We start from the raw sequence: 19,813 nt of genomic DNA on the forward strand, positions 1-19,813 counted from the left end.
AAATCGATTAAAAAAATTTTGCTCTCAGCGTGCATCCGTATCAATCTGCGGCTGAATCGTTGCATCGTTCCCACGCTCCGGCGTGGGAACTATAAATGGATTATCCGTGTTTATCATAATCATCTGCGTCGCCTAGAGGCGCCTACTTTTGGCATCTGCGTTCCATTGAGAACGCTGAGTAGTTACGATACTGTCGATATAACCTTCCACCAAATCCAGGATAGCTTTGGATTGATAGTCTTGAGCTAAAGCGCGTAACTGCGCGGCAAACGGGCGATAGCTCTGATCCAGCCCCTCCAGATACGTGGTTTGGAGGATAATATCGCGCATACTGCCTTCCTGTGCCAGACGATGCAAAATAGCCATTTCCTCAAGCGGCGGCACAACCAGAGCCTCGTTAAGCCGCTGTCGCAGTGGTGCATCGGCTTCAGGCAGCGCGTAAATCCAGTCGAGCTTTAACAGAACGGCGATTTGCACCATCAGTCTTTTTATATCGATAGGCTTGGACAGAAAGACGTTGACCCCGGCTTTCATGGCTTCGGTAACATCGCTACCGGAGGCGCTGGCCGAAACAGCGATAATCGGCGTTTGCCCGAACCCCTGCATACACCGCAGACGGCGCGTGGTTTCCAATCCATCCATCTCGGGCATGACCATATCCAGCAAAATAAGATCCGGCGTTTGGGCCTCAACGCTATCCAGACACGCCCTGCCGTTTGCCGCCTCGAAGGTTTCAAAGCCCAATCGACCGAGTATATCAATCAGCAATGTCCTGTTTTCATTGGCGTCATCCACCACCAGCACACGCCGTCGCAAGCCTTGGTATCCGACTATATGCTGTTCGGCAACCATGATGTCGTCACAGACTTCAACAACCGTGACATCAAGATCGAACCAAAAGGTACTGCCCTCGTCAACTCGACTGGTGACATGAATATCGCTATCCATCATTCGAACAAGCTCGCGGCTGATCGGCAATCCAAGACCGGTGCCGCCGGTGCGATGCTGCCAGTCTCCGGCTTGCTCAAAAGCTTGGAAAATAGTGTCCAGCTGCCCGGTATCGATACCAAGACCGCTATCCTGAACTTCAAAGCGTAATCGCCCCGGTTCCAATACGGTTACCTTCAGGCTAATCTGGCCTCGTTCGCTGTATTTGATGGCGTTGGACAGTAAATTGAGCAGTACCTGCCTTAGCCGCGTCTCGTCGGCGCGTATTCCCGCAGGCACATCGGCTGCAATATCGCAAACAAAAACCAACGCCTTCTGTTCCGCCTTGATAGTGATGATACTGGCGAGATTACGCAGGAAGCTCGGCAACTGAATATCGCTCAAGCTCAATTCCTGCTTGCCCGCCTCAATCTTGGCAAAATCCAGAATATCGTTGATCAGGTTTAGCAAATATTCGCCGCTTTGCTGTATGACGTTCAGCATCGCGCTCTGGCGTTCGTTCCCCCGGCTTTCTCCCAACAATATCTGGGCGTAACCCAAAATGCCGTTTAGCGGCGTACGCAGTTCGTGGCTCATCCGCGCCATAAATTCGCTACGCAGTCGAGCCAGCCGTTCCGCCTCGGCCAAAGCCGCTTCCCGTGCCATTTCCAGGGCTCTACGATCGCTGATGTCGAGGGCAATACCCACCGTTCCCAACACGCTGCCGTCCACATCCAAGACCGGCGCCTTGAAGGTTTCTACCCAGATGACGCCGTCATGCGCATCGAAAAAGGGTCCTTCCACGGTCTTGCGCCGACCGGTAGCCATCACCTCCGAATCGACGGCACGGTAAGACTCGGCATATTCGCGCGGCCAACAATCCAGGTCAGACTTACCGACCATTTCGTCCACACTAAGAGTGCAAGCCAATGCCATCGTCTGATTGACGACCAGGAACCGGCTTTCCTTGTCTTTGAGCCAAGCCAACATCGGCAGCGTGTCGATGAGAGTGCGCAGATAGCGCGTCTGGAGCCGTAGCGCTTCGGTACGTTCCAGCACCCGTAGCTCCAGATCGGCATTGAGTGCGCGAACTTCATCCTCGACACGCTTGCGTTCGGTAATGTCTCGAACCAACGCGATACTGGTCGGTCGGCCTTCGTATTCGAAAACTTGGGCATTGATTTCCACCGGGAAGATGCGTCCGTCCTTGGTTTTATGGCGGCGCTCGAACACCGACAGACTGCCGGCGTCTATCTCGCGTTGGAGGTTCTCCATGCCTTCGGAGTCGGCATCGGGATCTATGTCATAGATTGTGAGATCCAGCAATTCTTCGGTGCTGTAACCCAGAGCCCTGCTGGCTTCGGCGTTGACGTTCAGGAAGCGATGATCTTGCAGGTTGATGATATATACCGCTTCGCGGACCTGGTTCAGCGCAAAATCCACCAGCCACAGGCGCTGCTCGGCTTGTTTGCGTTGGGTAATATCGATAAAAGTGATTATGACCTGAGTTATTTTGCCGTCTTTTCCGAACACCGGGTCGGCATTGACCAGCACCCATACATCTTGTTGACGGCCGGGGCGATGCACACCTAAAACATAATTTTTGAGCGCTTTGCCCGATGCCAAAACTTTGTTTACCGGATACTCGTCCGGAGATGCAGCGCAGCCATTTTCGTGGAAAAAATGCCAGACCGGATCAATCGCCGTTTTTCCATACAATTGGTCTTCCGAAAGTCCAAGTATTTCTTGTGCCACTAGATTGAATGTGAGGATTTGCGTATCGGCTCCATGCACAACCACTGCGGCCTGGATCTTCTGGATCAAAGTTCGGTATTTCTCTTCACTCTCCCGCAAGGCTTGTTCCGCCAATTTGCGCTCGGTGATGTCGCGGCCGATAGCTAGCACTCCAATGACTTCGCCGTTCTCATCGCACTCGGCAATCATGCGGATGCTGTGAACCAAATGCAAGTTGCTATACGGAGGTGTGACTATTTTTTCGATTTCGCCGATCTCCCCGCTGGTGAGAACGGCATCCAAAAGCTGTGCATAATCGTCGTACTCGCCATTGGGGAACCGTTCGCGGACTGTCGTGCCCAGCATTTTTGAAACGATGGTGCCTAAGGTTTTTTCGAGCACCGGGTTGACGTAAATGACTCGTCCCTCCAGGTCGTAACGGACAATATTGTCCGGTAAACTTTCCGCGAGCGTGCGGAATTCACGCTCGCTGGCAGCCAGCGCTTCCGCGGCCTGCTTGCGTTCGGTGACGTCGCGGGCAATGGAAATCACGCCAACCACTTCGCCATGCGCATTGAACTCGGGCGCATAACGGTTATGGAAATAATGCAGCTGCCCGTCGGCGCCCAGACATTCCACCTCGCTCTCGGCAGGCCGGCCTGTCGCCTGCACTTGCCGAATCATCTGCATCAGCTTGTCGGCTTCACCGGCGCTGAGTATTTTCGCTTCCGACGGCGACATGTTCAGCAGGGCGTCAGCCCGCCGGCCAACGAGCCGCGCCACGGCCGGGTTGGTATAAATACGGCGGCACTCTTTGTCGTAACGGAAGATCAAGTCCGGCGAGTTTTCGACCAGCACGCGAAACTCCTGTTCCCGTTGCAGCACTTGCGCTTCCATGTGCTTGCGCTCGGTGATATTGCGGGACAGCACGATAAGGTGTGCTTCTTCCTTATCGAGGGTAGGCTTGATCGCTACGGAAAGCTCAAACCAGAAGTCGCCGTGCGGTAGCGGCAATTGAAACTGTTTGCCGGTTGAAATGCCTTGGTCATGCGCTTCGCGCAAAGCTGACATGACGATTTTTGCCGCCTCGGCGGGCATTACATCCGACACTGTTTTGCCGAGTAGGTCTTCGGCTGGGACTAATAATAGCTCGGTACACGGCGAATGATAATCATAATAGCGTCCGTCCAACCCTATTTCGAACAATAGATCAGGGATCGTATCCAGCGTGGCTTGCAGTTTGTTCTTGGCTTGCAGCACTTGCGTATTGAGCGCTTCCAGCCGTCGGTGGGAACGCCGCAGGCGCACTAGGAAAAAAGCGGCGCCGGTCAACATGATGACGCTGCCGCCAAGCACGGTCCATAGCCACCGTTGTTCGAGGGTGCGATGCTTCAGTTCCGCAGCCTGTTGCTGGTTACGGCGGTTGAGTTTATCGATCTCGCGTTGCTTGCTTTCGGTTTGGTAGCGGCGCGTCAGCTGCAACATCCGCGTGGCGGCGGTGTCTTTTGCCGCCTTGGCCGCCGTGTCGCTCGCATCGAACATAAACCGGTAGGCTTGGCGGTAATCGCCTTTGGCGGCGGCGATTTCCGCCAGCCGTTTCGCACTGTCGGTCAGATACAAGGGAACACCGATTTCCTTGGCCAGTTTATAAGCCTGTTCGACATCGCGGTGCGCGTCGGCAATATGACCCAACGCCATTTGGTGGGTGCTGCGAGCGTTCAGCACCCACCACAGGCCGATCTTGTTGGGATAGCGCTGATAACGCTCGATTACTTCGTCGAATATCGGCAAGGTTTCGGCATAACGTTGCTGCTTGCGCAAGTTATCGGCGAGAGCGAACTGACTAAAATTGACGCTGAAAGGGACGTCGATGGCGTGGAACACCGCAACCGCCTCGCGAATCAACGGCTCCGCGCTTTTCAAATCGCCACGATTGTTATGGGTATAGCCAAGCCCTAACAGCGCATAGGCTTCCATCAGTCTGGAACCGGCGATCCGGGCTTGCTCCAGCATTCGCTGATAATATTCGCCCGCTTCGCTAAAGTGGTCGCTCAGTTCGTAGGCAATTGCCAAGCCATGATAGGCGTAGACCAGCGCCAGCGGATTGTTGCTTTGCCGGGCAATATCCAACGATTGCATCGACATGGTGATCGATTCGTCGAGCTGGTCGGTGCGGCGGTACATCATTGCCATTCTTAACAGCGCTTCGCCGAGCAGATCCGGCCGGTCCACGCCGTCCAGCACGGCCAAACCGTGAATCGAGGCGGCGATGGCATCGTCGACCCGGGCCTGATTGATCGCGTTTAAGGTGGTATTGAGGTCGGCTTCGGCCTGCCCGACCGGGTCGTTATGTTGCTTGGCGAGCTCCATGGCATGCTGGATATGCGCTGCCGCTTTTTCGGTTTGCGCCTGATAAATTTCGATGCGCGCCAACAGATTCAACAGCCGCGCCCGATCGGCAGGACTAGCGTAGGCGGGGAAATCGGCCTGCAAACGCTCGGCTTCGGCATAGGCGCGTTGCGTATCATTTTCCGCCAGCATACGTATCTCGCCCGCTTTGCTGCGCCATTGTTCCAGTGCATTGTCGGCATGCGCCAATCCGCACAGTGCGAAAATCAGTATCACTATAGTTCCCACGCTCCGGCGTGGGAATTCAGTCAGCAACGCTCCAGCGTTGCGTGACGCTGGAGCGTCCTGCACGGCATTCCCACGCAGAGCGTGGGAACGATAAGAATTGCCCACCGTCGCCATCACAACCGTACTGTCATCGTCGCGCCGACCTGGGTATCGTTGACCCAAACGCTCTGCGGCCGGGTTTCCACGCCGTAATAGGAGCTTCGCAACGTATTTAGCAGATTCATGCCTTCAATCGTGAAGGAAAAATGCTCGTTGATGCGATAGCCCACCGAGGCATCCAGCCAGCCGTAGCTATTCGTATAAATCGGTAATGCGCCGACCCCGACGATATTGGTAACGCCGCTCAGGAAGGTGTCGCGCCAATTGTAGGCGACCCGGGCCGAAAATGGGCCTTTCTCGTACATGCCGATCAGGTTGTAGCTGTGTTTGGAGAGGTTTTGCAGCGGGACTTTCTGGCCCAAAATGCTGCTCGGCGTTTCGCTGTCGATATAGGTGTAATTGGCCTGTGTGCCGAAACCGCTCAGCCAGCTCGGCAGGAAATCGTAAAACTGCTGGTAGCCGACCTCGAAGCCGTTGATGGTCGCGGTCGTGTCGTTTTGCGGGCGGCTGACCTGATAGGTAAAACCGTCGTGGACTTCCGCGTTGCTGACGTTGCTGACAAAACCGTCGACCTGTTTCAGAAAGCCGGTGATATAAACCGAGGTAGTCGGATTGAAGTATTTTTCCACCGCCAGATCGAAATTGTCGGAGCGGATCGGCTTCAACTGAGGATTACCGGCGCCCCCCTGATTCAACGACGGGGTGACGGTATTGCGGATCAAGGTCAGCGACGGCGACAGCTGATCGAAATTCTGCCGAGTGATGGATTTGGATATGCCGCCGCGCAGATACAAGCCTTTCATCAGCTGATAACGCAGATTCAGGCTGGGCAGATAGTCGATGTCGGTGCTGTCGATGTTAATGGGAAGAACCGCACCGGTGCTTGGCGCTGACTGGCTGCCGGTTACCGACTCCGACGTTTGCACTGCGCGCAGGCCGATGTTGCCGTCCAGGGGAAAGCCTGTAGCTTCGAATTTGCTCATCAAGTAGCCGGCTTGGGTTTCCTCGCTGATACCCCAAATACCCAGCGGGCTGCCGGCGGAGGGAATCGGCGCGGTAATGCCGAAAGCATTGCGCAATCCGGCCGCGCCGCGGGCGGAATCGAGGTTGCCGACGCTATAGCTGCCGATGCTGCCGCCTTCCCCGCCCAGGAAATTATCGGCGGGATTGGCCATGATATAGCTTGGCCTGTCTGCCGCCGAAATACCGGTCACTGCGGCATCGGCAAAAATCAGGCCGGGAGCGTTGCCCGCTCTACGCTTGGCGTAACGGAACCCGGCGGAAACCGATTTGATGAAGCCACTGGACAGTTGGTAATCGCCGTCGAGCCGGGCCGTAGACAATTCGCCGTTAAACGGCCGGGTGCGGTAAGCCATGCTCGCATATTGAAAATTGGCGGGATTGAGCAAATCGGTTCCGCTAACGCTGGTAGTCGGAACCTGACCGGACAGATCCTGGTTAAATTGCGCGGCTCTGCCGCTAAATACCGGTCCTGAGAAAAACAGGCTGTTAAAGCTTTTGGTATAACTCAGGTCGGTTTTAAGCGTCAGTGCGCCGTTGTTCCAGCTGCCGCCGACCGCCGCCTGCTGGGTCCTGTCCACCGTGTCGCGGGCAAAGCTGAGAATGGAGATAGGCGCGTTGGTCCAACTGATGCTTTGCAGATCGTTGGTGCCCGGAAACAACCGTGGGCTACCGGCGACAAAGCTCGAAGACGGCGTGACGTTAATCTGGTAAGAATCCTGAAGGGTCTTTAACTCGGCATAGTTGCCTTCGGCATAGAGCTCAAGCGCATCCGACGGCCGCCATTGCAATACCAGGCTGCCGGCGCTGCGTTCGCGATGACCGAGACTGGTCGTTTCCGAGGTGCCGTTGGGCACGATGACAGACTGTCCGGGAATAATGTTGCTACGGGCAATGGGATTACCCGCGCTTTTCTGATCTTCCCGCCAGGCGCGCCGCTGATACGCAAAATTCACCAGCGCACCGAATTCGCCGACGCTTTCCGTTTTCCAGCGGTCGCTCAGCAAGGTAGAGAATTGCGGTTCCTCTTTGTCCACCAGATCGCCGTGGATTACCCGTGCGGAACCTAGTAGCTGACGACCGTCAAAGTCAAAAGGCCGGTGCGTCCGCAAATCGATGGTGCCGCCGACGCCGCCTTCGATGTGGTTGGCCGATGAGGTTTTATAAACATCAATGCCGCCCAGCATTTCGGAAGGGATGTCGGCAAAATCGAGCGTGCGCCCCGAACCGGCGGTAAAGACTTCCCGTCCGTTCAACAGTGTTTCCATCTGGGTAAGGCCGCGAATCGCCACACCGGCGCCCTCGCCGCGGTCGCGAAGAATCTGTACCCCGGTAATCCGGGACAGTGCGTCGGTGACGTTAATGTCGGGAAGTTTGTTGATGTCGTCGGCGACCACCGAATCGACGATTTCCATCTTGTCGCGCTTGATCTCTTGTGCTGAGACAAGGCTGGCGCGCTTGCCGACGACCAGAATGTCATCGAGAGCGACAGTTTCCGCATCGACGCCGGAATTATCAGTTCGGGCAAATGACGACGCCGACTCGGCGACAATCAAAGCCCAAACACCTAGCCGCGATAAATGTTTCAGTCTTGTCTGCATTAATAAATGTTTTAATCCCGCTTGAAGGCGGCACTTTGTCGGTCACTGTGACCGGTTATAAGGGTGATTCCGGCAAAAAACCACAGCGGCGATTATACTGAACCGACTGTATACCGTCTCCACATAGGGTCTGCGGCGATTCTGACCCCACAGCCGGTTACCTTCTGGATTTCAGATTAAGGGGCATCTCCGGCATGAGCTACCCCTTAACTCTGTAATTCAAAAATGAAAATGAATACTATAGATTGTAGCCTTATAGGGTTCATTTTGGCTAGATATGCAGCCGCTTTACAATAAGAAGGATCGATAATAATGAGAGTTGCATTTGCCAAGGCATTGAAAAACGCCAGAAAATCGCGTGAATTAACCCAAGAAGACTTCTCCGGCGTTTCCAGCCGGACTTATCTGAGTTCACTGGAGAGAGGTCAAAAAAGTCCCACGCTGGATAAACTCCAGACCCTTGCCCAAACCATCGGCATACATTGCCTGAGCCTGATAGCGCTAACTTATTTGTATAGCGAAAAGGAAAAAGATCTGGAGACGCTGCTGTTACGCATCAAAAATGAAGTCGAGAGTATCAAAAAGCATTGAAAATTTGCCTGTTTTGTCAGTACAGGGCGCCAAAGGTTTCCATCACTTATTTTTATCTTATTACTGACGCTGAATGTAGAAAACATTCGATGCTGTTTTTCAGCAGGGTTCCCTGTTACAGCTTAAGGTATCCTCACTTCCAGCATGCGCTCTACCGTACCGGCCTGCAGCAAATTTTGCGGCTAAAGTAGCTTTGAGGTTTTTGGAATCTTAGTCGGCTTGTTTTTTGTATTTAAGTCCTATCTCTGTAGAACGTTTTCCCTGAAGCCTGCTGAAACGGCCGCTTAACTGGAGATGTAGTCATGAAATCCCTAATTAGCGCTTTTTCCGCAGGTTGCGCATCTGTCGGCAGTGAGACCGACAATATAAAAAAACGCCGCGGCAAGATATTGCAACGGCGAATAGGCTGTGTGCTTATGATATTCCCCTAGGATTAGGCGGCTGATCTTAAGGTATTGCTGTGCTTTTTCATCCGCCAATGTCTAGGCTAACTACAAAACCAGAGGCAGTCGGTACGGTGGCGCACATAAAGCCGTTTTAGGTATTAGCACTTATTGTTTGAATAAGCCGGACAACATATCCTTCAGGCCCACTGGCAAAGCGCCCCTTGTTCATGGTTGAGAGAGCTATTCATTCCCCAAATGATTGTGGCTTTCTTACAAAATCACTTCGTTTCAGGGACGACCACGCATAAATTGTGCTGAGGACGACTGGTCTCAAACATGATAATTCGATTTACAATGTCATCGGCGCTGCTTTGTCCTATCGGACCGGCGGTGACCCGATCGGTAACTGCGCCAACCAAATGCACGTAACTATTGTGCGGCCCGCCCGCAAGGGTTGAGTTGATTAACAACTCGGTTTCATCCTTCTCCAGCGTTTTTACCGGTGCCGCACTGCCCGGATTGCAGGCGCCGAAAAAAATCAAGCCGTCTGCCGTTACCAGCGAACTCAGGGATTTTGTGAAATGGAAGAACCGTTCCGCAGAGATCTCAACCGATGTCTTTTGCTCGAACAGCGGTTCGCGGCAAATGAGTTCGCAGAGATCGAGCCGGTATCCGCGCTGCTGTTCAGGGCTGGTAGCCAAACTCTCCTGCGAACAATAATTTTGAAAACAAGCATGATCCAGCGGCTGTATCTGTTTTTCCAGCCCCTTAAGCAGATGCCTGATATCGTCCGATTTCATCGGCGTCAGCTCCGGCCAGTGCGAGGCCATATAACCGCTGAATACGCGGTTTTTTTCGACATCATAGGTGATGGACAACACGTTCTTGAGTCCGGGTTGCGCCTCGGAGTACTGAAGCAATTCGCCTTTGCTCCCCGTTACTCGAAAGTTTTGCCAAAACACGGCATTTTTGAGTACCGGGCCGTCGAAACCGCCATGACTGATAAACATAACCCGATCGAAAGTGGGCGACTGCCGCACCAGTTGATCGACCTGCCGGTAATAATCCGTCCAGCTCCAGACATCCCGCAGTTGCGTAACGTCCGCATTGAACCGGTTCCGGTAAAAGGCTTCCAGAGTACGGGCGGGTTGCTCAGACCACCTTGGGCTCTCCGTCGTATGCGGATCCCTGCTCAGTAAAGGCACAAGCAGTACTCGCCGCGGCGGTTGCTGCACCTTCAAGTCGCCCAATGTCCTATAGAAGGAGCCGCACGCTATGAGGTGATTTTCATCACTGTAAACATCGGCTGCACACATCCACAGCAGCAAAGAAACCAAAAAACGGACACGCACGATATTTTTCAAGGTAAAGTTCCATTAACAATGGTTGTAATCAAGATCGAGTACAAATTCAGAATATTAGCAGAGCCCAATAAATGATGTGAACTCCCCGTCATATCTACATACTGCTGCGCTGTTACTATCTACCATTGCGAAGCACTAATTCAAGATAAATTATATCGCTCCCACGTAGCGCGTCACTGCCATTAAATTAAGGATTTTTCGGGAATTTACGTGCCGGATGCTCTATCCAAAATTAAAAATACTTTTGAGAGTTTAAGAAATGTTGCGATTTAAGATTAAAGAATTGATAGAAAAAAAGGAGTTTAGTGAGAACAGCCGAATCACAATTAATGAATTAGCGGATTCAACTGGAACTAATGATTAATCATTGGGGACACTGCACAGCGACAGACAACTTGGACAAGTTGCGTACTTATTTTGAATGCAAAATTGAAGAACAGAGAATAGCTAAATGAAGCCTGTCTTTAGTCGCCAAGGACTGAGGTCAGATTCTTCATTGAAGAAAATGCATCTAATAACGCTTGGTCACCAAACTTAGATTAGGCAAATATAAGGCGGGGGAAGTGGGGAAGAATGGTGCGCCCGAGGGGATTCGAACCTCTGACCACAGCCTTCGGAGGGCTGTACTCTATCCAGCTGAGCTACGGGCGCGTGGGGTGTATTCTAACCGATCGGCGCTGCAATTACGACAACATTGTTTTCAAGTGCGCCAGGCTCGCCTTGCCGCGCTCTTTGATGACTTCCGGGTCCAGCTGTTTTTTGTTGACCCATTCCAGATCATCGGCGGGCAGTTCGCTTAAAAACCGACTGGGCTCGCATTCGGCGACTTCACCGTAGCGTTTGCGATGGGTGCAGTAGCTGAACGTGCAGGTGCGCTGGGCGCGGGTGATGCCGACGTAGGCCAGACGGCGCTCTTCTTCGATGTTGTCGGTTTCGATGCTGTTTTGATGGGGCAGGATGTTTTCTTCGATGCCGATCAAAAACACATGCGGAAACTCCAGTCCCTTGGCGGCATGCAGAGTCATCAGGCTGACCTGGTCGCTGGCCTCGTCTTCCTGGTTGCGTTCCATGATGTCCATCAGCATGATTTTGGCGACGATTTCCGCCAGCGGTTTTTGACCGTCGGTTTCCTTGTCGGCGATGCGTCTCAGCCATTCAACCAGTTCGTAGACATTTTTTAGTTTGCGGTCGGCGGATTCCTTGGTTTTGCTTTCTTCCTGCAAATGCTGCGAATAACCGATTTGATCGATGAACTGTTCGATGACCGCGAAGGTATCGCCCCGATCGATGCGGTCTGCGGTGTCGATGACCCAGTCGCGGAATTTTTCCAGCCGGTGCATGGCTTTTTCGGACAGCTTTTGGCTCAGGCCGAACTCGGTGCTGGCCGCAAACAGGCTGATATGTCGCTCGTTGGCATACGCGCCGAGCTTTTCCAAAGTGCTCGGGCCGATTTCGCGCTTGGGCGTGTTGATGACGCGCAAAAACGCCGCGTCGTCGTCCTGGTTAACAAACAGGCGCAGGTAGCCGAGGATGTCCTTGATTTCCGAATAGGCAAAAAACGAGGTGCTGCCGCTGATGAAATACGGGATGTTGTTTTCCCGAAGGCCCTTCTCGAATAACCGGGACTGATGGTTGCCGCGATATAAAATCGCATAGTCCTGATAATTGCTGCCGGTCTTGAACTTGTGATGGATGATCTCGGACACAATCTGCTGGGCTTCTATCTGCTCGTCTTTATGGCTTAAAACCCGGAGCGGATCGCCGTAACCCAGCTCGCTCCACAGGCGTTTTTCAAAGGCATGGGGATTGTTGGCGATCAGCTGGTTAGCGACTTTCAGGATGCGCCCAGTGGAGCGGTAATTCTGCTCCAGTTTGATGACTTGCAGACGGGCATAGTCTTTTTGCAGTTGCGCCAAGTTTTCCGGCTGTGCGCCGCGCCAGGCATAAATGGATTGGTCGTCGTCGCCGACCACGGTAAACCGGCCCAGGTTACCGGCGATCAAGCGCACCAGCTGGTATTGGGTGATATTGGTGTCCTGGTATTCATCGACCAGTAAATAGCGGATCTTGTTTTGCCACTTTTCCAGAATGGCCGGATGTTGTTGAAACAGCAGCACCGGCAACAGAATCAGGTCGTCGAAATCGACGGCATTGTAGGCTTTTAGGCTGCGGGTGTAGTCCACGTAAAGATGCGCCGCCGGGTATTCGGTGGCTGCCGCAATCGCTATGGATTGTTCCGGCGTGACAAAGGCATTTTTCCATTGCCCGATTTGCCGGGAATAGCTATCGATGTTGTCGATGTCGCAATCTTTTGCGCCGTGGCTGATCAGGTTACGCAGCAGCGTGTACTTGTCCTGCTCGTCGAACAGCGTAATTCCGGCTTTGTAGCCCAGCGTCTTGGACTCTGCCCGCAATATATCCAGGCCCAACGAATGGAAGGTAGAGACTCGTAGGCCGCGCTGTTGATTGTTATCCAATAGTTTGGATACCCGATTTTTCATTTCCCGCGCGGCTTTGTTGGTGAAAGTCACCGCCGCGATATGACGCGCAGGCAGGCCTTGCTTAACCAGGTAGGCGATTTTTTCGGTAATCACCCGCGTCTTGCCGCTGCCGGCTCCGGCCAGCACCAATAAGGGATGATCAATCGCTTTAACAGCGGCTTGTTGTTGGGGGTTTAGTTTGGACATTGATGCCTATAAAAAAGTTCACCACGAAGACACGAAGAGCACGAAGTTTTATATTTTCCTTTATCTCCAAGCTGGACGGGGCATGTTGCCCCCGTCCTAGATGTTTTTCGTTGGCTAGGTGAGACTGCTGTACCGAAATATCGCGAAACGTTAGGGGTGGGGTTGCAAACCCCACCCCGCTTGGGAGTTTGCGAATTTAGTTGGTACCTCACTGTTCCCTACGAGCCAGCACTTCCCCTGCATCCTGCACTAATTGTGAGAAAGCTTGAAGATCCATGTTTTTGATCTTCCGAGCGTCATTATAATTCAATGGGTCGTATATATAACCAACATTAGATTGAGCGAGGTAAAAACCGATTATTGCTTGCCCTCGCTCAGCTGGTGCGCAGACATTGTATGTATAGCAATACATTCCTGTTTGATTCAGTTCCTGCCGTTTAACATAGTCATCTTGTCCTATGATAATCGTATCCCATGAAAACGCCCCTGCATGATCTTGATAGCAATGCCCAAACTCGGAACACAAACAGTTGATAACCACACCACCAACACCCTTGCACCGTCCATCCCTTATGTAGTTTAAAAAAGTATTTGTAAAAATAATTTCATTTTGACTCATGTATTCCGGCAGATCATTGATTTCCACTTTTGGAATTTCTAATTTAGATAACTCCGAAACGGCTTGTCGGTTACCAATCCAGTGGAATTCTGCTCCTTCAAATATTTCCCCGCTGGAAATTTTAATTAGTCTGGCGGCGTTTTCATGGGAACAAAGTATAAAATCTAGATCATCGCCATGGTTACGAGAAGCCTCAGCAAGTATGTTTACAACTAATTCTGTAGAGATATTAGAAAGTTTTTTTATACCTCGAATTATATGGATTGCTTGATTAGACAGTCCAGCATACGAAATAGTTAACCACTTATTGATTACGATAGATTTAAGTCTGCCCGGAAGTATATTATCAGCACGATCTGTTGGATCAGAAATCATAGTGTCTGACATCACTAAGATGCGTTCGTCAAATTTCATAGCAACGACAATAGTCATTTATATATCTGCCTAACTGAAAAGTTTTATGTACGAATCCACAGTCCCTGCGAGTATTTTAAACACTACGATCCAGCTTGCGATAACTAATCGCTTCGCTTAAATGCGCGGTTTCAATATTTTCCGATTGGGCAAGATCGGCAATGGTGCGCGCCAGTTTTAAAATCCGGTGATAAGCCCGATGCGACAAACCGAATTTATCCATCGCCAGCTCTAAAATCTGATGGCTGGGTTCGGACAGTACGCACAGCTGCTTAACTTCCTTGGCCGTCAACGCCGAATTGGCCTTACCGCTACGCGCGACGGCCAAGTTGCGGGCCGCGACCACGCGCGCCCTGATTTGCTCGCTGCTTTCTTCGCCATCCGGCGAACCTTTGCGCAACACTTCATGCGATATTCTGGGTACTTCCAGATGCATGTCGATACGGTCCAGCAATGGCCCGGATACTCTGGCCCGGTAGCGCATCACTTGCTCTGACGTGCAATGACAACGACCCGAAGCATCGCCCAGAAAGCCGCAAGGGCATGGATTCATCGCAGCAATCAACTGAAAGCGCGCCGGGAAATCAACTTGCCTTGCAGCGCGGGAAATGGTGATGTGCCCGGTCTCCAGCGGTTCCCTTAACACTTCCAAAACCTTACGGTCGAATTCCGGAAGTTCGTCGAGAAACAGGGTGCCGTTATGCGCCAGCGAAATTTCGCCGGGTCTTGGATTGCTGCCTCCACCGACCAGAGCCGCTGCCGAGGCGGTATGATGCGGCGCGCGATACGGCGGCTTGAGCCAATTGGCGACATCCAGCCCCTGATCGCTGATCGATGCAATCGCGGCAGTTTCCTGCGCCTGTTGCTCGGTCAACTGCGGCAGGATGGTCGGCAAGCGCGATGCAATCATCGATTTGCCGGTGCCGGGCGGCCCCAGCATGATCAGGTTATGCGCACCGGCGGCGGCAATCTCGAAAGCCCGTTTGACGTGATATTGGCCGTGGACATCGGCAAAGTCTATATCGGCAATCGGTACGGCCTGCTCTTCCTGCTGAAACTCGATCTGTATCAGGTGCTGGCCAGTCAGATGGGCGCAGACTTCCAGCAAATGCATGGCCGGGATGATTTCAATATCCTTGACCAGCGCCGCTTCGGCGGTATTTTCCTTGGGCAGTATCAGTTTTCGGTGGTTGTTCCGGGCTTGTATGGCGATCGGCAAAACGCCGTTGATAGACCGCAGTTCGCCGCCCAGCGACAGCTCGCCGACACACTCGTAGTGATGAAGGTGAGCGATCGGAATCTGGCCGGATGCGGCCAAAATGCCCAACGCGATAGCCAAATCGAATCGCCCGCCTTCTTTGGGTAAGTCAGCAGGTGCCAGATTGACGGTGATGCGCTGCATCGGAAACTCAAACTTGGAGTTTAATATCGCTCCGCGAACGCGATCCTTGCTTTCCTTAACCGCCGTTTCCGGCAGGCCGACAATATTGAGTGCAGGCAAGCCATTGGAAATGTGAACCTCAACGGTCACTAAAGGCGCTTCTATACCGGAGCGACCGCGGCTGTAAACAACCGCTAAAGAAGACATGGCGGCTTTATCCTAAAGCCTACATATCTTCTTTGCTTATCTGCTGCTGTTCCATCTCGGCGACGCGCTTTTCCAGGTCTTCGAGCTTTGAGCGGGTTTTTGCCAACACCAGCTTTTGCACTTCAAACTCTTCGCGGGTCACCAAATCGAGTTTGCTTAACGCACCCTGCAAAATGGCATGGAAACTTTTTTCAAGATCGTCTTTCAGGCTGCTCAAGCCGGGAGGTATGGCGCCCGCCAAACGGTTGGCAATATCATCAAGGGATTTAGGATCAAACATTATGGCAATCTCATAGTAAAAGGGGTAACCGAGTAACCTAATAAAAGCATCACCACGAAGACACGAAGAACACGAAGTTTTTTACTTTGCTTTTCTCCGTGTTCTTCGTGGTGAAAAAATCTACTTATAAATTAAACGCTTTTTTAACAAACTCAGGCTGAGCCAAAGCTGCTTTGTGTATATCAACGTTGTAGTAAGTCGTGTCGAACGGCTTGTTCGCACTGTCCGATTCCCTGAACTTGCTCAGATCGCCTTTGCTGGCAATCGTAGCGCTCCACCAGCCTGACGGATATAGGCATTGCGGGAAGAACAAGGTTTGCAGATGACTTAAACCGGCATTGCTCATCGCGTCGCGCATTTCGCCGATCAGTTTCATGTGATACAGAGGCGACTCGCTTTGCTGCACGACCATGCCGTTTTCAGACAGACAGGCAAAACAGTCGCGGTAAAACTCTTCGCTGAACAAGCCTAAAGCCGGACCGACCGGGTCGGTGCTGTCGACGATGATAATATCCACCGAATTCGGCTCGGCATCCTTTACCCATTTAATGCCGTCGATAAATTTCAAGTCGGCTCTGGGGTCGTTGTTGGATTCGCATAATTCGGGGAAATAAATTTCCGCCAGACGCGTGACCCGCTCGTCGATGTCAATCTGCACGGCTTGTTCTACCGATGGATGCTTTAACACCTCTCTTAACGTGCCGCAGTCGCCGCCGCCGATAATCCACACCCTTTTTGGATCGGGGTGAGTGAATAACGCCGGATGGCTCATCATTTCATGATAAAAAAAGTTGTCGCGGGTTGATACCATCGTGCAACCGTCAATAATCATCAAATTACCGAAGGTTTCGGTTTCATAGATTTCAAGGTGTTGAAACTCGGATTGCTCCTCGTGCAGCTTTTGTTTAATTTTTAGCGAAAAGGCCGAGCCGGCGTCTGCGTGTTGCTCGGTAAACCATTCGGTTGGGTTCATGGTATAGGTTCCTGGAAAAATAAAGATTTGGGCATTATATTAGATTTGGCAAGCCACGGCACAACGGATTGCGGCTATTGGCCGCAGCGCATATTCACAGCGCCATGTTTCATTATGCCGGAATCAAGTTACATGAATGTGAAGTAGTTGATTAGCAGCTTGCCCCGTTTCCGGCTTTTCAACGCCCCTCATTAAGCCGCTTTACCAGCAACCAACGCATTCCGATTAACCCCATCAATCAGCTTAATCACCTTAACTGCCCCCTATTTTATCAACCTGGCTTCTAAGTTCGCCCTTATCATGTTGTCCTTTGAGTTTGTAGCATTGTACTTACTGTGGTAATGAAAATGTGTTCTATTGTCCCATTAAATTTACGCTGCCGAGGAAGTAATGCTTCTTTTGTAGGCGGGTTAGTCAACGCATCGCTGGAAGCTTGTTAGAAAGGAATGTTGTGTTTCGCGTTGAACAGCGACATGGGGAATTTGATTATCCTCATCCGTGACCGTACACAGTATAATTTAATGAAGCATTCATTATCAAAATACCATCATGACCAAAAACAGTTATCAAAAACCCTCACCGCAGACTCAAGAGGACGCGCTGAAAATAGCCCGAGGAACTCAGCGTCCCGCTCAAACCAAAGAGCAAACCAGGCTGATTGCTCAAGGCATTCAAAAAGGCATTGATCTCTATAAAAAACAGCAAAAAGAAAAAGCCAGGGACTTGAGCAGAAAGCTCAAGAAAGTATCAACTCAAAAGCAGCAATCGATAGAGTCGGATGATACTGAAATACAACAGAGTATAGTTTATCGACAGCACTGGCTTCCTTGGCTGCTACTGCTGCTGACATGGCTGGCCGCGGGCATTTACTTTCTCGTTTGAATTCCATAAGTCCGTGGAATTTGACCCTACATTAAGACACGAAGTTTATGTTTTGCTCTTCGTGGTGATGATCTTTTAATTTTTTAGCCGATGTTTTTTGTGAATTTCATAGTATTTACCCAAACGGAGATAAGCAGTGAATAATACCTGGACGACCAGTCAATCCGCCCAAACCTACGCGATAGACAGTTGGGGACAAGGCTATTTTTCGATCAACGCCGCCGGGCATGTCAGCGTAAAGCCCAGTTCCGATAAGGATGTGCAACTGGATTTGTACGAAATCGCCCAATCGCTGAACGACAAAAAGCTATCCTTGCCGGTGCTGGTGCGTTTTACCGATATTTTAAAAGACCGCGTTACCCAGCTATCCAACGCTTTCCAAAAAGCCTGCGTCAATAACGATTATCAGGGCAACTACACGCCGGTTTATCCGATCAAGGTTAACCAGCAACGCAAGGTGGTCGAAGGCATTCTGGCGGCCGACAACATCGGCCTCGAAGCGGGCAGCAAGCCGGAATTGCTGGCGATTATGGCCCTGTCCAATAAAGGCGTGGTGGTCTGCAACGGCTACAAGGATCGCGCTTACATCCGTCTGGCGCTGATCGGCCTGAAAATGGGGCTGAATCTGTATCTGGTCATTGAAAAGCCCTTGGAACTGGAACTGATTATCGAGGAAGCGGCGCGCCTTAACATCAAGCCGCAACTGGGCGTCAGGATCAGGCTGTCCAGCATCAGCGCCGGGAAATGGCAAAACAGCGGCGGCGAAAAATCCAAATTCGGTCTTCATGCCCCTGAAGTGCTGCAATTAATCGAGCGCCTTAAGCAAGCCGGTTTGCTGGATACCTTGAAACTGATGCACTTTCACATGGGCTCGCAAATCGCCAACATTCACGACATCAAAATAGCATTAAAAGAAGCCGGGCAGTTTTACGTCGAGCTGCATCGTCTGGGCGCTAACGTGAAAATCGTCGATGCCGGCGGCGGGCTGGGCGTGGATTACGACGGCAGCCATTCGCGGCGCGAATCGTCGATCAACTACAGCCTGGATGAATACGCCCAGAATATCGTGCGCAGTTTTGCCGATATTTGCGCCGAAAAACAGGTTCCGCAGCCGGACATCATCACCGAATCGGGCCGTGCGCTGACCGCTCATCATGCGGTATTGATCACCAATGTGACCGATATTGAATCGGTTTACGCCAACCACGCCGAGCTGCAAGCCTTGCCGGAACCGCACAATCTGGTCGAGCATTACCACGATGCGCAGTTCGATTTATCGGAAGCACGGGCTCAATTTACCCAGGACAAACTGAGCATTACCGGACTGGCCGAGGCGGAGAATAACTATGCGCTGCTGTGCCGCCAGCTGGTCCTTAAGCTGAATCCCAACAATCAAAGCGAGGCCGCGATATTGCAGGAGCTGAACGAGAAACTGGCCGACAAGGTGTTTTGCAATTTCTCGCTGTTCCAGTCCATGCCCGACGTCTGGGGCATCGATCAAATTTTCCCGATCATGCCGATACACCGGCTGGACGAACAGCCCACGCGCCGCGCCGTGATCCAGGATTTAACCTGCGATTCCGACGGCCGCATCGACCAATATATCGACGGGCAAAATATTGAAAAAACCCTGCCGGTGCATGAAATCGACAGCAATGAGCCGTATCTGATCGGCTTTTTTATGCTCGGCGCGTACCAGGAAATATTGGGCGACATGCACAACCTGTTCGGCGACACCCATTCGATCAACATAGAGCTAGACGATCAGGGCTACCATTTTTACGACCTGCATGAAGGCGAACATGTCGATGACCTGCTGGACTATGTGCATATCAACAGCGAAGATTTGAAAACCGCCTACCGGGAAAAACTGGCTAACAGCGATCTTAGCGAGCAACAGCGGCAGGACTATGAGCAGGAGCTGATTGCGGGGTTGACGTCTTATACTTATTTGGCTAAATAGAAGATTTCTTACTTTTACATGTTGCGCGAACGTGCCCTGCTCAACCCT

At 51.9% G+C, this 19,813-nt stretch carries 12 protein-coding genes and 1 tRNA gene; 4 read left to right on the plus strand and 9 right to left on the minus strand.

The window, feature by feature from the left end; translation table 11 throughout:
• Positions 1 to 132: 132 nt before the first annotated feature.
• Positions 133 to 5,460: a PAS domain S-box protein gene (locus METTU_RS21710; RefSeq protein ID WP_169624870.1), complete on the minus strand. Its 5,328-nt coding sequence runs from the start codon at positions 5,458 to 5,460 to the stop codon at positions 133 to 135.
• Complete coding sequence (locus tag METTU_RS08285; RefSeq protein ID WP_150107761.1) at positions 5,412 to 8,018, minus strand: TonB-dependent receptor; 2,607 nt, start codon at positions 8,016 to 8,018, stop codon at positions 5,412 to 5,414. Before METTU_RS08285 ends, METTU_RS21710 begins: the two co-directional genes overlap by 49 nt.
• 312 nt (positions 8,019 to 8,330) lie before the next feature.
• Between METTU_RS08285 and METTU_RS08290 the strand changes: the two genes are divergently transcribed.
• Both METTU_RS08290 and METTU_RS24815 read left to right on the plus strand, forming a co-directional pair.
• Positions 8,331 to 8,609 (plus strand): helix-turn-helix domain-containing protein, encoded by a 279-nt coding sequence (locus METTU_RS08290; RefSeq protein ID WP_006890905.1) that lies wholly within the window; start codon positions 8,331 to 8,333, stop codon positions 8,607 to 8,609.
• A gap of 302 nt (positions 8,610 to 8,911) precedes the next feature.
• The gene (locus tag METTU_RS24815) at positions 8,912 to 9,040 is read left to right on the plus strand and encodes a hypothetical protein (RefSeq protein ID WP_302050578.1); all 129 of its coding nucleotides are present in this window, start codon (positions 8,912 to 8,914) and stop codon (positions 9,038 to 9,040) included.
• A gap of 233 nt (positions 9,041 to 9,273) precedes the next feature.
• Here the strand turns inward: METTU_RS24815 and METTU_RS08295 are convergent, their stop codons facing one another.
• The 7 genes from METTU_RS08295 to speE all read right to left on the minus strand — a co-directional run bounded on the left by METTU_RS08295 (position 9,274) and on the right by speE (position 16,920).
• Positions 9,274 to 10,359 (minus strand): hypothetical protein, encoded by a 1,086-nt coding sequence (locus tag METTU_RS08295; RefSeq protein WP_040579714.1) that lies wholly within the window; start codon positions 10,357 to 10,359, stop codon positions 9,274 to 9,276.
• 574 nt (positions 10,360 to 10,933) lie between these two features.
• Positions 10,934 to 11,010, minus strand: a tRNA-Arg gene (locus METTU_RS08300).
• Positions 11,011 to 11,042: 32 nt separating this feature from the next.
• Complete coding sequence (gene rep, locus METTU_RS08305; protein ID WP_006890910.1) at positions 11,043 to 13,046, minus strand: DNA helicase Rep; 2,004 nt, start codon at positions 13,044 to 13,046, stop codon at positions 11,043 to 11,045.
• Positions 13,047 to 13,254: 208 nt separating this feature from the next.
• Positions 13,255 to 14,097 carry a hypothetical protein gene (locus METTU_RS08310; protein WP_006890912.1) on the minus strand — a complete coding sequence of 281 codons (843 nt, stop codon included), beginning with the start codon at positions 14,095 to 14,097 and terminating at the stop codon, positions 13,255 to 13,257.
• Positions 14,098 to 14,155: 58 nt separating this feature from the next.
• Positions 14,156 to 15,667, minus strand: a complete 1,512-nt coding sequence (locus tag METTU_RS08315) for a YifB family Mg chelatase-like AAA ATPase (RefSeq protein WP_006890913.1) — start codon at positions 15,665 to 15,667, stop codon at positions 14,156 to 14,158.
• 19 nt (positions 15,668 to 15,686) lie between these two features.
• Positions 15,687 to 15,947 carry a ubiquinone biosynthesis accessory factor UbiK gene (gene ubiK / locus METTU_RS08320; protein WP_006890914.1) on the minus strand — a complete coding sequence of 87 codons (261 nt, stop codon included), beginning with the start codon at positions 15,945 to 15,947 and terminating at the stop codon, positions 15,687 to 15,689.
• Positions 15,948 to 16,071: 124 nt separating this feature from the next.
• Positions 16,072 to 16,920, minus strand: coding sequence for a polyamine aminopropyltransferase (gene speE, locus METTU_RS08325; RefSeq protein ID WP_006890915.1), 849 nt, complete (start codon positions 16,918 to 16,920; stop codon positions 16,072 to 16,074).
• Positions 16,921 to 17,469: 549 nt separating this feature from the next.
• Between speE and METTU_RS08330 the strand changes: the two genes are divergently transcribed.
• Positions 17,470 to 17,802 (plus strand): DUF2956 domain-containing protein, encoded by a 333-nt coding sequence (locus METTU_RS08330; RefSeq protein WP_006890916.1) that lies wholly within the window; start codon positions 17,470 to 17,472, stop codon positions 17,800 to 17,802.
• A gap of 136 nt (positions 17,803 to 17,938) precedes the next feature.
• Positions 17,939 to 19,765: a biosynthetic arginine decarboxylase gene (speA, locus tag METTU_RS08335; RefSeq protein ID WP_006890917.1), complete on the plus strand. Its 1,827-nt coding sequence runs from the start codon at positions 17,939 to 17,941 to the stop codon at positions 19,763 to 19,765.
• The last annotated feature ends 48 nt before the right edge of the window (positions 19,766 to 19,813 follow it).

The organism is Methylobacter tundripaludum SV96 (genome assembly GCF_000190755.2).
In the GTDB taxonomy this organism is placed as follows: Bacteria; Pseudomonadota; Gammaproteobacteria; order Methylococcales; family Methylomonadaceae; genus Methylobacter_A; species Methylobacter_A tundripaludum.

Bases quoted from the DNA above. Each gene is read 5' to 3' on its own strand.
- METTU_RS08290 (WP_006890905.1), top strand. From the start codon at position 8,331: ATGAGAGTTGCATTTGCCAAGGCATTGAAAAACGCCAGAAAATCGCGT.
- METTU_RS08310 (WP_006890912.1), bottom strand. From the start codon at position 14,097: ATGACTATTGTCGTTGCTATGAAATTTGACGAACGCATCTTAGTGATG.
- METTU_RS08285 (WP_150107761.1), bottom strand. From the start codon at position 8,018: ATGCAGACAAGACTGAAACATTTATCGCGGCTAGGTGTTTGGGCTTTG.
- ubiK (WP_006890914.1), bottom strand. From the start codon at position 15,947: ATGTTTGATCCTAAATCCCTTGATGATATTGCCAACCGTTTGGCGGGC.
- speE (WP_006890915.1), bottom strand. From the start codon at position 16,920: ATGAACCCAACCGAATGGTTTACCGAGCAACACGCAGACGCCGGCTCG.
- METTU_RS08330 (WP_006890916.1), top strand. From the start codon at position 17,470: ATGACCAAAAACAGTTATCAAAAACCCTCACCGCAGACTCAAGAGGAC.
- METTU_RS08315 (WP_006890913.1), bottom strand. From the start codon at position 15,667: ATGTCTTCTTTAGCGGTTGTTTACAGCCGCGGTCGCTCCGGTATAGAA.
- METTU_RS24815 (WP_302050578.1), top strand. From the start codon at position 8,912: ATGAAATCCCTAATTAGCGCTTTTTCCGCAGGTTGCGCATCTGTCGGC.
- rep (WP_006890910.1), bottom strand. From the start codon at position 13,046: ATGTCCAAACTAAACCCCCAACAACAAGCCGCTGTTAAAGCGATTGAT.